This is a genomic window from Alkalihalophilus lindianensis (assembly GCF_032843265.1).
In the GTDB taxonomy this organism is placed as follows: Bacteria; Bacillota; Bacilli; order Bacillales; family Bacillaceae_D; genus Alkalihalophilus; species Alkalihalophilus lindianensis.
The window spans coordinates 269,652-282,291 of record NZ_JAWJBA010000002.1; the positions used below are offsets into that span (position 1 = coordinate 269,652).

11 protein-coding genes are annotated in these 12,640 nt (G+C 37.5%); 1 reads left to right on the forward strand and 10 read right to left on the reverse strand.

From position 1 onward, the window contains the following. Window position 1: 1 nt before the first annotated feature. The 8 genes from murJ to RYX56_RS08090 all read right to left on the reverse strand — a co-directional run bounded on the left by murJ (window position 2) and on the right by RYX56_RS08090 (window position 8,834). A complete protein-coding gene (murJ, locus tag RYX56_RS08055; RefSeq protein WP_317121559.1) occupies window positions 2-1,528 on the reverse strand; it encodes a murein biosynthesis integral membrane protein MurJ in 1,527 nt (508 codons plus the stop codon). Between the two features lie 32 nt (window positions 1,529-1,560). After that, on the reverse strand, window positions 1,561-2,046 hold the full coding sequence (pssE, locus tag RYX56_RS08060; RefSeq protein WP_047973257.1) for a PssE/Cps14G family polysaccharide biosynthesis glycosyltransferase: 486 nt from the start codon (window positions 2,044-2,046) through the stop codon (window positions 1,561-1,563). Beyond that, on the reverse strand, window positions 2,043-2,522 hold the full coding sequence (gene pssD / locus RYX56_RS08065) for a PssD/Cps14F family polysaccharide biosynthesis glycosyltransferase (RefSeq protein WP_317121560.1): 480 nt from the start codon (window positions 2,520-2,522) through the stop codon (window positions 2,043-2,045). Before pssD ends, pssE begins: the two co-directional genes overlap by 4 nt. Window positions 2,523-2,526: 4 nt before the next feature. Beyond that, window positions 2,527-3,630, reverse strand: coding sequence for a glycosyltransferase (locus tag RYX56_RS08070; protein WP_317121561.1), 1,104 nt, complete (start codon window positions 3,628-3,630; stop codon window positions 2,527-2,529). Next, window positions 3,627-4,970: an O-antigen ligase family protein gene (locus RYX56_RS08075; protein WP_317121562.1), complete on the reverse strand. Its 1,344-nt coding sequence runs from the start codon at window positions 4,968-4,970 to the stop codon at window positions 3,627-3,629. The genes RYX56_RS08070 and RYX56_RS08075 overlap by 4 nt, the downstream gene beginning before the upstream one ends. A 22-nt stretch (window positions 4,971-4,992) precedes the next feature. Continuing rightward, window positions 4,993-6,129 (reverse strand): polysaccharide pyruvyl transferase family protein, encoded by a 1,137-nt coding sequence (locus RYX56_RS08080; RefSeq protein WP_317121563.1) that lies wholly within the window; start codon window positions 6,127-6,129, stop codon window positions 4,993-4,995. 15 nt (window positions 6,130-6,144) lie between these two features. Next, on the reverse strand, window positions 6,145-7,029 hold the full coding sequence (gene galU / locus RYX56_RS08085) for a UTP--glucose-1-phosphate uridylyltransferase GalU (protein ID WP_317121564.1): 885 nt from the start codon (window positions 7,027-7,029) through the stop codon (window positions 6,145-6,147). Between the two features lie 185 nt (window positions 7,030-7,214). After that, a complete protein-coding gene (locus RYX56_RS08090; RefSeq protein ID WP_317121565.1) occupies window positions 7,215-8,834 on the reverse strand; it encodes an N-acetylmuramoyl-L-alanine amidase in 1,620 nt (539 codons plus the stop codon). A gap of 228 nt (window positions 8,835-9,062) precedes the next feature. Here RYX56_RS08090 and RYX56_RS08095 point away from each other — a divergent pair, with 228 nt between their 5' ends. Next, a complete protein-coding gene (locus RYX56_RS08095; protein ID WP_317121566.1) occupies window positions 9,063-9,899 on the forward strand; it encodes a tetratricopeptide repeat protein in 837 nt (278 codons plus the stop codon). Window positions 9,900-9,968: 69 nt separating this feature from the next. Here RYX56_RS08095 and RYX56_RS08100 read toward each other — a convergent pair whose 3' ends face one another. Both RYX56_RS08100 and RYX56_RS08105 read right to left on the reverse strand, forming a co-directional pair. Further along, window positions 9,969-11,402 (reverse strand): S-layer homology domain-containing protein, encoded by a 1,434-nt coding sequence (locus RYX56_RS08100; RefSeq protein ID WP_317121567.1) that lies wholly within the window; start codon window positions 11,400-11,402, stop codon window positions 9,969-9,971. A 221-nt stretch (window positions 11,403-11,623) separates the two neighbouring features. After that, window positions 11,624-12,469 (reverse strand): DUF6612 family protein, encoded by an 846-nt coding sequence (locus RYX56_RS08105; RefSeq protein ID WP_317121568.1) that lies wholly within the window; start codon window positions 12,467-12,469, stop codon window positions 11,624-11,626. Window positions 12,470-12,640 lie beyond the last annotated feature (171 nt).

The window sequence follows — 12,640 nt, forward strand, 5'->3', positions numbered from 1 at the left end:
TTTACTTCACTTTCCTTTTCTTTATCTTATTCTTCAGAAGCTCGATTTCAGGTAAGCGTAGCAACCATGCAAGGCCTACAAAAACTAGGATTGTGAGCGTAAACGCAGCTATTAATGAAAGTAGAGCTAGCTCTGAAGGGATAATAAATTTGACGCCTAATTGAACCAAAATCACACCAGTAAATAAAATCAAAAAAGAAATAAATGTTTTGCCAAATTTCTTTCCAGTTAATTTTAAGTGTAAGACAAATTTTGATGCGATCAACAGTAAGACAAAGTTCATTAATGCTGCAATCGTTGTGGCTGCAGCTAATCCCATTGCCCCATATTGATCGATTAATACGATCGCTAAAACGACGTTAATTCCAATTACAGAAATAATACTTAATGTAACTGGTAGAATCGATTTCTCTCTAGCATAGAAGAAACGTGTAATATATAAGTTAGCTGAGTGAGCTAACATTGAAAGCACTAGCACTTGAAATAAAGGGGCAGTCATTAACGTTGATTCACGGGTAAATTGTCCATACTCGAACACAACCGTGAAGATCTCCTCCGCATAGAAAAAGGCAAAAATGGTTGAAGGAACAATAAGCAACGTCATTAACCGTAAGCCCTTTTGAAAGATCGATTCAATTTCATCATTTTCATTTGCAGCTACTTTTTTAGCTAATAACGGGTAAATAACAGTTGTAACAGCCGTCATTAATACACTTTGCGGCAATTGAACAATCTTCGACGAATAGTTTAAAGCAGCAATCGCCCCATCTTGTAGTTGAGAGGCAAAAATCCGGTGAATAAGGAAGTATAGCTGTAATGTTGCTCCTCCTAATAGTATTGGCAATCCTAACCTGATTAATTTCTTCATTTCATCAGAAGAACCGAAACTAAACCGGAATTTAACGAATTTTTCTTTTCTAATCAAGTAGACCAGCATAACCACCATTAAGATTGCACTGATTGTAGCACCCCAGGCATGGCTGAATGGACCAATAATCGGGAAAAGTGCTAAAGCAATAATGACAAAACTAGCGTTCATCAAAAATGTCGATGCAGTCGCTAGTTTAAAGCGTTGGTTAACATTAAGGACACCTGTTAACCACATTGCTAATACTAAGAAGAATGTAGAAGGCGCCATAATAACAAACAAGTCACTTGTTAATTGCAACTCACTTCCTTCTAATCCTCTAAACACCAATGATATAACATTCTTTGAAAAGAACATTAATATAAACGTAAATCCCACTAACACAACCGTTAGCCAAGAAAATACACTTTGAAGAAACTTCTCCCTATGAAGAGGATCTCCTATCTTACTATAAACTGAAATAAATGCCGTAGTGATCGCGCCTCCCACGACAATATAAAAAAAGTTTGGTAATGTATAGGCCGTTATTACACTATCGGCAATATAGGAAGTACCGAACTGAAAACCAATAACGATCTCCCTAAAAAAGCCAATAAACCTGGAACCTAAATTAATGACAGCAACGGCGCCTATAACAGCTAATAGTGACTTTCCTTTCATTCCATTCCCTACTTTCCACTTGCGACCATTACCTAGGCTTTCGTCTCTATAAACTCAGAAATAAGCTTCACAATATGATCTCGCCCACTTTTATAAGGCTTAGGTGTAAACCCTTCTACTTCTCTTGTAATAAGGTTCTCCAAGTCACCTACATTATCAGAGCCTAAAATATGTCCTGCATGTGTAAACTGTTCTACAATTTCCACTTGATGATCATCATTATGTTCATTAAACTCAGCACGTCTTGCAAGCGCAATGACCTTCTTCCCTTTTTTCACACCTGTAATAATCGATCCGGTGCCTGCATGAGTAATTATAAGAGAAGCTTCTTCAAAGTTTTGGTCCATTTCATCATAACTCATGAAAGGAATTAGCTTCATTGACTGCGATTCATAAGGAGTATGACCTAACTGTACAACAATCTTCTCAGTGATGACTCCCGATTGTTGGAGTCGCTCTACTTCTTCTAATAAACGTGTAAATGGCAGCTCATGCGTACCTAATACGACAAAAATCAATAGATAGACCCCCCGTAAACTGCTTTTGGATATACCTTTTTCATTGTTTCCCACTGCACGATGAACATATCAGAAATAGGATAAACCATTCTTCCCGATAAAGTAGGAGTAGTTGTTTTTGCAAAGCTTTCAATAAAGATTACCTTTTTTCCAAATAGCTTCGCGATATAACACATTGGGACCGCAGTATGAGCACCTGTCGTTACTACTACATCTGGTCGTTCTTTGAGAAAGATATAAAAAGACTTTATACAATTAAAGGAAAATTTAAAAAGATAGCTAAATAAGTAATTTCTTGCACCATATACTAATAAAGAGGTAGGGTGATCTTTTTTTAGCTCTTCCGTAATACTCGATTTTTCCGTAACAATATGATAATCGTATGTTTCAAAAAGCGGCTTCAATTGTAAAAGCTGTGTTAAATGCCCTCCAATTGAAGAGATAAACATAACTTTCTTTCGTTTTGGTTTTGCCACGATTTTATTCTCCTCTACGTTGATATAGCTCAATTAGCTTTTCAATGATTTTTTCTTGATCATACTCATCTGCACGCGAAAAACCAGCCTCAACATATCGCTTGGCCAGATCTTTTTGATCAAGAATATCTTCTATTCCTTTTTCTAGCGAACGTGCATTTTGTGGTTCAACTAAAGAACCATGTTCCCCTTGAAGAAGGTACTCTAAACCTCCGACTCTGCTACCTAAAACTGGTGTCCCACAAGACATTGCTTCTAATGCAACTAGACCAAAGCCCTCTAAGTGAGAAGGGAGAACAAATACATCCGCTGCAGACATCCAAGTAGCTGCTTTTGCCTGCGAGACAGCTGGATGCATAACGACATCTTCTAAGTTATTTTCATTGATATAGTCTATTAATACTTCTTTAAACTCTAGCTTTTTTTCGTTACCTATTAAACAAAGAGTTAAAGTAGGATCTTTCTCCTTTAATTCTTTATAAGCTTCTAGCAGCTCTAATAATCCTTTTTCTTTGATAAGATTGCCAATAAACACAATAGCCCGCTTGTCTGCAGGAATTCCTACCTTTTGTTTGGCCTCCAATTGATCAATCGGTTTAAAGACCTCTCGATTCACTCCCATATTGAGAATGGTCATTTTACTTGAGGGCACTTCGTACTCTTGACTAATCTGTTCATAGAGCTTCTCCCCAACTGCAATCACTTCATCTGCTTCATTTAAAATATTGGCTGTGTGTGCTCTTGTTCGTTCATTTTTCTTAGCCATTCTCTCAATGTCGCCTCCATGAGAGGTTACAACAAGCTTCGTCTTAAACATTTTTTTGAACAATAAAGCTAGCACTCCTGTTGGGAATATATAGTGAGCATGGACGACATCATATCTACGGCCTTTAGTGATTAAGGTTAAAAGCGTTTGAATCATCCACTTGCTATATTTCATTAGTACCCTTGGTTTAGCCATACTTGGATCTTGAACGGCTATAACATCCACTTCGACCCCTTTTGAACGCAGGGCTTCTACTTGATTCTTAACGAAAATCCCGAACGTCGCTTGACGAGGTCCGGGATACATATTACTTAATACGAGTACACGCAACTTTTTATTCATTGCCAGTCTCCTTTTTTATACCAGTTGACTCCTATACCTAAGAACAACCATAACCATAATGCAATTTGATGATTTTCCCATGCTGTTGACAATAAACCCATCACCACAAAAGCAATCGCAAATGTCACAACAAATAAACTCACCCATTTTTCCATTAAAATATCTGTTTGTTCGGAGAAAACCGTCATTGTCTTGATTACTTTAAATAGAAAATAACCTAAAAGTAAGACACCAATTACACCGTACTCTACAATAACGTATAACGCATTGTTATCTACCGTTCTCATCGTACTTGGAAGACCTTCATCTAAAAATTGATGGAAGGGGGAGTTAAACACAAATGCTGCATTACTACCAAACATTCCTGGTCCGACACCTGTAATGGGATTCAATAAAAAGACATCTAACCCACTCATTATAATGAGGAAGCGATAGTTTTTAGATAAATCTAGCGTATACAGATTACGTTGTGCAAAACCATCTAAGAAAAAGAGGGCTGCAGCATAACCTACTACGAAAACGACAACAAGTGCCGCTGAACTTACAAGTAAGATTCGGAATGCTTTGTTTTTCCTGAAGATGATTCCAATCAATCCAAGGCACCCAATGAGTGCTAAGAAAGCTTGTCGTGAAAACGTTAAGGCAATGGCCGTTAATATCACTGCCCCAATAATGAGATAGATCATTTTGGACTTTGTTGATAGATTTCCTTTGTAGACGAAGACATACAATAGGACAAGAAGTAATACAGCCACTAAGAAACCAGCTAATGTGTTACTAGAATCCATCATCCCAAATGCCCTTACTTCTTCTCCTATCTCAATGCTTCTTCGTTCCTCAATATTACGTAAAGGTAATGGTACAAGGAAAGCAATCTGAAGAAAACCAATAATTGATTGAACAATCCCTATCCCTAAAATGAGATAAAACACTTTTTTGACCCATTCAGTAGGAATCTCGATTGCTAATAAAATATAGAATAAGATCAAATATTGAAAAATTGCTCTTAACCCAAATATCCCTTGTGCAAAGGGGACATTATTAATAAACATGCTAAATAAAGCAAAACTAAAAAATAGTAGCAAACTAAAGTTTAAAGGGTTTTTCAATTTCTGAAGTAGGTTTTTCCGACCTATTGTTGGATGAATCACGACAATAAAAGCCATTATGATTAAAAGTAATTCCCCCGTATAAGAGATACCCATTCTAACAATTGAAGGAAGAAAACCAGCCCAGATTTTTGTGAATTGCAGCTCAATCGCAGTCCAAATGATTAATAGCATGGTCGCTATCAACAACATCCGATTGGCACGTTCGGCAGGTAAATATTTCGCTATCATCAAATTCACACCATTCATTATTCTAATTCAGCTTGAATTGCTCAGTACCTTTAAAAGCTTCAGCCTTCAATTGGGTAGATACTGACACAAATCGCTTTTGTACGTTAGTCCAGTTTTGCTCCATATCTTTAAATGCATCTACGATGGTAGTTGTTTCTGTTGTCACATTCTCAATCGGTACACCATACATATCCATTTCCATTAATTGCATGAAATCAAGCACTTTATGGTGATAGCCAACCCCAATGACTGGAGTTTCGGCCACGACAGATAAGATCAGTGAATGCAAACGGGTTCCGATTATCAAGTCTTGTTCTGCACTAATACGTACAATATCTTTTGGATGCAGATTGTCTTCAATAATAGTAGTTGAACCTTCATTTTTCATTTCTGCCAGAATATCTTTTGTTACTTGGACATCTTCTGGGAACTTTGTTGAATAGAAGGTGATTTCTACATTTTTTTCTGTTATTAATCGGTCTAATTGTGCCGCCATACCTTTTACATAAGTATGATACTTGTCCACATCTGGGGTAGGCCAGTACTGTTGGCTAAAATAAGGAACGGCTGTAACACCGACCTTTTTTATTACCTGTGTTGGTTTATGTGTTTGCTCAGCTGGGACTGAGAAAGCAGGATCCCCAATCACATGAACCTCTTTATTAGCTCCAATTTTCTCTAGTAATGCTTTTGAGTCTCCGTCACGAACAGATACGGACTCTGCTAGATTGACTAGTTTTTTGATAAAGAAACGACCCGTACTAGTTTTAATTGGGCCTGCCCCTACTCCGTATACAACCACTTGACAGCCCGCTCTCTTTCCCGTCATACCTAATACACTGTAGAGAGGAGCATCTCGCTTGTACATATCCATCAGTAGACCACCGCCACCGACAATCAAAAGGTCTAACCCCTTCATCACCTTATAACTTTCCTTCACCGTTTTAATACCAGATTTCAAAATGCTTCCTTCCTTATATAAAAGAGGGACTGATGTCATCTGATATCTTTCCGTCGTGTTGCTTGGCTGGTTACTAAAAATAACAATATCCTCTTGACGAACGCCTACATGCTCAGTCAACTGATGTAAAATCCCTGTTAGGATTGCTTCGTCACCATTATTATTGTGACCGTAATTACCTATAATACCTACTCTCATTGTATACGTCCTTTTCTACTTTTTAGCAAAGCGGCTTGCTGCAAGTTCTTTTATATATTCTTCCATATCTTCTTTTAAATCGTCACGCTCAAGCGCAAACTCAATCGTCGTCTTAATGAATCCAAATTTCTCCCCTACATCGTAGCGAGTTCCGTTAAATTCATAAGCTAATAACCTTCTCTGTTCACTTAGCGTTTGCAGGGCGTCCGTTAACTGAATTTCAGCTCCACTTCCAGGCTCAGTTTTTGCTAAGATGTCAAAAATATCTGGAGTTAAGATATAACGACCCATAATAGCTATATTACTTGGAGCATCCTCAATTTTTGGTTTCTCCACTAGTCGTTTGACGTCGTGAACGCCTTCTTCTCGCATATCACAATCAACAATCCCATAACGTTCAACTTCTTCATTAGATACTTCTTGCACACCAATAATTGGGCTCTCATATTGATCATAAAGTTCCATCATTTGTTGCAAGCATGGCTTCCCATCATTTTTAACAATGTCATCACCAAGAAGAACAGCAAACGGCTCATTCCCAATAAATTTACGTGCACAATAGACAGCATGTCCCAAACCAGCAGGCACTTTCTGTCTAATATAGTGAATATCTAATAAGTCTGTGCTTTGTTGAACAGAAATTAATAGATCCGACTTATTTTTGCGTCTCAATTCTTCTTCTAATTCAACCATTTTATCAAAGTGGTCTTCTATTGCTCTTTTACCCCTACCAGTAATAATTAAAATATCCTCTATTCCTGAGGCAACGGCTTCTTCTACAATATATTGAATCGTCGGTTTATCAACGATAGGTAACATTTCTTTAGGCTGGGCTTTTGTCGCTGGCAGAAATCTTGTACCAAGGCCCGCAGCCGGTATAATCGCCTTTTTTACTTTCATGAGGGTATCCTCCCAGTATTTATGTTTTAATCAACCACTACATTATACAATAGTCAACCCATCTGTGCAGGGGAAACTTTCTTGACATTCTCTCATACTATTTGATAAATGAAACAAAGTCATTCACTACCATGAATAAAGAAAAAGAAGACCTGCTTAGTTGGCAGACCTCCTTATCTTTAATGCTAGTTATTATAGTAATCCTCAATACCTTTTAATACAGCATTTGCTGCTTTGTTGTAGAAGTCCGGCTGCTTCATTTTATTAGCATCATTGGTATTTGTGATAAAGCCAACTTCAATAAGAACTGCAGGCATTCTTGATTGGCGGATAACTACAAACCCTGCTTCCTTCACTCCACGATTATTCATTCCTAAATCGCTCGCTAAATACTTGTTAATTGATTCCGCAAGCTTCTTACTATCGGCACTTGAATGAGTACTGTTCCAATATGACTCTACACCGTTTGCTGAGGATGATGAGAATGCATTTGCATGAATGGAAACAAATAGATCAGCATTTCGATCATTTGCCATTTTAGCACGCTCTTCTAGAGGAATAAATGTATCATTTGTCCGTGTTAGAAAAGGATTTGCACCTCTATTGTTTAATAACTTTTCAAGCTCTCTACCAATTCCTAAGGTAATATCTGTTTCTCTTAATCCATTTGCTACTGCACCTGGATCTGTTCCACCATGCCCAGGATCAATAGCAATAACACGGTTCGTAAGTCCATTAGATCCTGGTGTGCTGATGTTTAAATAATCAGCATGCACATAAGCCCACTTGCCGTTAAATAAGATCAATGCCCAATTACCTTCATAACCGTAGATGGAAACGGTTTGACCTTGAGTAAGGCGGCCAATTGTATTGGAGGTTGTATTTGCACTTTCTCTAACATTTAAAGAAGAAGCAGTTACTTGAGCTTCAGCAATAACTTCTGGATTAGATGTACCTCCATCAGAGCCACTACCAGAAACTTTTTCTATGAAGTCACTATGAACATATCCCCATCCAGAACCATGTTTTATTTGATACCAATTGCCGCTTTGACCATAAATATCAACAGTCGCCCCTCGTGTTAATGAACCGATAACGGTGCCACTCGTTGAAGGTTGTGATCGAATATTTAACGTCGAACTTGATGTTACTACACGACCTTCAAATTGAACCGTGTCCCCGTCACTTGAGGATAATCTAAAGCTAGGTTCAGCAGAACGAGTTACATAAGCAGCAAATTCAGCTCTTGTCGTTGCCCGGTTCGGTTCAAATTTACCACCGGTTTCAACAATATGATTTCTCTCTAAAGAAGAAATTTCTTGAACAGCCCAAAATCCATTACTAATATCTGTAAAACTACTAGTTGATTGACCTGCTAGATTAAAAGAACGTGAAAGAACAACAGCCATTTGCGCTTTACTAATATGTTCATTCGGGTAAAAACGTCCGTCTCTCCCCGTAAAAATCCCTAAAGCAGCAGCTTGTTCGATTGAACCAGAAGCCCAAAATGTTGTAGGAACATCTGGAAAAGTTGCTTGACTAACATTGCGCTCTCCAACCCCTAAAATATTGGTCATGATTACGGCTGCTTGCGCCCTAGTGAGAGAGTTATTAGGCTTAAACGTATTATCTTCATAGCCCGATATAACATTTTTACCTCTTAAAAAATGAATCTCTTTATTGGCCCAGTGACTAGTTGAAACATCATTGAATTGTGTGGTTTGTGCGAATCCTTTTCCCTCTACTCCTAGTAAAGGAAACACAAGTAAAAACGCAAATAAAACCCATGTTACTTTCTTCAGCACTACGGAAATACCTCCTTGGTTTATGTATAGACATAGAATAACATTCCTTCATTTCCAAAACGATGAAATTATGAAAATTATCAAAAATAGTCTATTTTTATCGATTTTTGTGTGAAAGTTGACACATCAAATATAAAAATAAAATAACCCTCTTCCTTCTTCTCCTCTTTTCATTTCCTTTAATATCGGCTAAACTAAGTTCATTGTTAATAATAAAGGTGGTCCATCATGAAAAAGTTCATATATTTGATTTCATTATCCACATTACTAATCATGTTAGTCGGCTGTTCTACTATGCGAATGGAACAAAAAGTAGCAGAGAACAACCGTGTTGATGGTGAGTTGTACGGGTATGAAGATGAGTCTTTTACTTATCAAAACAGTGTGCTTCAACGATTAGCAGACAGATTTAGACTTGAGGAGTTAACCTCAGAAAATGTAAACAGTATTATGCAAGATGAAATTCAAGCTGGATACTATAATGAAGTACTAATATACCTAAACTACCTCACAGAAAATAACGAACAGGAAGCAGCTTTATACACAGAACGTTATTATGAAGCTTTAGCTACTCATGTTCAGCAAGTAGAAGATCCATCACCGCAATTATTAGAAGACGCTATTCAAACCGCTCGTGTACAATACCAAAACGACCCGAGTAATCAGCGTACTGTGGTTCACTACGCAAACTTGCTGTTGTATACCGATGACCGTCAACAAGAAGGACAAGACATTTTATTCGAATTAAAAGAGCATCTCGCAAGTAGTGACGAAGAGTACAACCCTTCAACTATCCACGCACTTGCACAAGCTTACTTCTTAAATGAACAATACGAAGAAAGTGTTGATTATTACTTAATGCTTTCAGCTCTAGACCCTGATAATGCCTACCATTATTACAATATTAGTTATGTGTATGAGCAGATGGGCGATCAAGAGTCAGCTAATAGATACTTAACTAAAGCCTATGCACCTACAAATGATTTCTTAAAAACGTATGGTACTGAAGCTTTCGGTTTCTATAGCAGTCTTTTTGAATCTGCAACTCCTTCTGATACGGAATAGAGAGTATTCAACACAACAAAAAGCCAATGGACTCTAATTAGAATCCATTGGCTTTTATTTTATTTTATTTTATTTTTTTAATAGATCATCTACTCTATTTAAGAAAACAGCAAACTGCCCACGTCTCACAGCTTCATTCGGTCTAAATGCTTCACCTTCAACAGCTGTTACATTATTATAAGCAATTCTGTTAATATTCTCATAACCATTAAAAGTTGGTCCTATATCTGTAAAGACCACATTCCTTGTTGGCTCCTCAAAACGATCACCGTAAATTCGATTTAAAACAGTAGCCATTTGAGAACGTCTAAAAGAGTCTCGTGGTCTTATTGTCCCGTCTTCATAAGGGGTTAATAATCCATGAGCCTCAGCAATAATGATTGCTGAATGGTTTTCGTGGTCAGTTGAACGCGGTTGATAATTTTCTGGTAAGGTCAAGCCTAACTCGTTAACAAAGATAACAGCAGCATGTCTTCTTTGTAGCGGCTTATTGATACCAAAACTCCCATCTGAATATCCATTCACAGAACCTCTCATTCGTAACAATGCCACAGCTTCTCTCATTTCATAGTTCGTTTCAGGAATATCAGAGAAAACAGATGGATTGCCAGCTCTTAAGTAAGAGGATGCGACATAGCCTGTATCACCTGTATCAAGTCTTTCTACTTTATAAAAAACAAAATGGTTAGCTCTTACATTGTCATGATAAGGACCATTTATAATCCTCATAGGGGTTATATGGTGAACAGGAGTAGCTTGTGAAGTTGTATCTGGTTGAACTCTTACGTTAATTCTCCCTCTAGAAGGATTAAATGAATAAACCTCCTCACCAATTTCAAACATTTGAGTAGATGGCGTCATCACTCTATCAGGAACTTCAACATTCAATTGATCATTTTCGAAGTATAAGATATTACTATTATCACGGTACGTTACAGGGAAACTTTTGGGCGGATATGTGTGTAGTAAACCTTCAGTTCTTATCGATTGATAGATTCGGCCTTGGTAAGTATTGGTACTCATTAAGGGATCGTTTCGTACTTCTAATCCATTGTAAGCCAAAATAGCAAAATACCAACTTTCTAATTTTGTTAAATCATTCCCATTATTAATGAATGGCGTGCGAATCCCTTGGTACCTAAGCTTCTCTTTAAGAATTTGAATGCCTATCTCGATGTTGTAAGCCATATCACTTTCTAGTCGCTTGGCATCAATTCCTTTGCTTGTCATTTCTTCTGCACTCATTGTCACTTGCATGATTCCAATTCCACCGTCATTATTCAAGTTCCGCACAGCGTTTCCATTGTCATCAAATTGGCGCATTCCCGTTTCTCGATAAGCAATCGCTTTAACAATTTCTGGCGGAACATCATGTTTTAAAGCTAAATCAGTCAATAAGGCTTTCCTTTCTGCATATGAACCATTATCTGATGCGGATACAACCGTCGCAAAACCAAAAAAGATGAGAAACATGAACACTACACTTGCTTTTAATACTCTCAAAATACCATCCCCTAATGTATGATCAAAATATGGATATCTATACCAAATCACCTATAATCCTACCAAATTCTTATCATAATCACAAGATTAATAGGACATTTAGCCGTTTTCTATTCTCTTACTATCGACATATTTGTGAATGGCAGCGGGATCGAAAAAAGGGGGGCATTAGCTTCAAATAAAAGAGCAACCCAAGTGGGTTGCTCTTATTGTTTGGATCATTATTCCTCGTTTTTTAATTCGTCGAAATCAATTGGTTCATTATGCTGATCGAAGCGTAAGAGCAGTGATTCATCAATCACACGATACTCCCCTTCAATGTATACAAGATAACGAAACCTTGTTTGGAGGCGATGTACATCATATGTCTCTTTATCTACAAAAACCGTCATATCAATACGTTCAATTTCAACTGTCTCCATTACATCATCTAAGTTGACACTTGAACGGTTGACAAGTCCCATTTGTTCGATATGAGTTTGAACAAGAGGCTTGTATTGTTCATCTGCACCACGAAAAGAAATTTCATACACATCAATCTTCTCTACTTCGACCTCTTCCGTTTCTGCATCTACCTCTTCCCCATTTTCACCTTCTGTTGATTCATCTTCCTGCTCTTGAAAAGGAGAAATAGCCGTTTCTTTCATTAGAAATTGATCTTGATATGGTTCAAACCATTCAAGCATTAATGAGGGATGCTCTAACAGAGTATCCTGAAATTCCGTTCGATCATACTCTTCCCATTCAGCTTCTTGTTGATTTTGTCGAACTAACCACTCTGAATCATTTACGTAAGATTCCAATTGGAGTGCTTCGTTAAGGTTCAATAAATTCATTTCCATTGATCCGTAAAACTCAAGAGGTTCATATACCACTGCGCCATTCATTTGACCTCTAAAGGAATCTTGCTGAGCTCGCATTGTTTGGTTACGTTGAAACTTCACTGACTCTAATTGATCGGTTACTTCTATTGCTTGTTCATATATCTCTGAAGTAGGAGGATGATCATCACAGCCTACTAACAAAAAGGATATACTGAGTGCCATTACTAACCCTAAGCGTTTCATTGTATCTTCTCCTAGCATGTGGATTCACCACGTAATCGTCAAATTCGACTATTCTATTGTACAAATCGACGCTCTTCAACACAAGCTAAGATTCTTCTTAATGTATTCTCTAATTTATTGCAACCATAATTAACCACTACTTTTGATGGAATAATAAGCGAGTTGTTACAG

Bases quoted from the DNA above. Each gene is read 5' to 3' on its own strand.
- murJ (WP_317121559.1), bottom strand. From the start codon at position 1,528: ATGAAAGGAAAGTCACTATTAGCTGTTATAGGCGCCGTTGCTGTCATT.
- galU (WP_317121564.1), bottom strand. From the start codon at position 7,029: ATGAAAGTAAAAAAGGCGATTATACCGGCTGCGGGCCTTGGTACAAGA.
- RYX56_RS08105 (WP_317121568.1), bottom strand. From the start codon at position 12,469: ATGAAACGCTTAGGGTTAGTAATGGCACTCAGTATATCCTTTTTGTTA.
- RYX56_RS08070 (WP_317121561.1), bottom strand. From the start codon at position 3,630: ATGAATAAAAAGTTGCGTGTACTCGTATTAAGTAATATGTATCCCGGA.
- RYX56_RS08095 (WP_317121566.1), top strand. From the start codon at position 9,063: ATGAAAAAGTTCATATATTTGATTTCATTATCCACATTACTAATCATG.
- RYX56_RS08080 (WP_317121563.1), bottom strand. From the start codon at position 6,129: ATGAGAGTAGGTATTATAGGTAATTACGGTCACAATAATAATGGTGAC.
- RYX56_RS08075 (WP_317121562.1), bottom strand. From the start codon at position 4,970: ATGATAGCGAAATATTTACCTGCCGAACGTGCCAATCGGATGTTGTTG.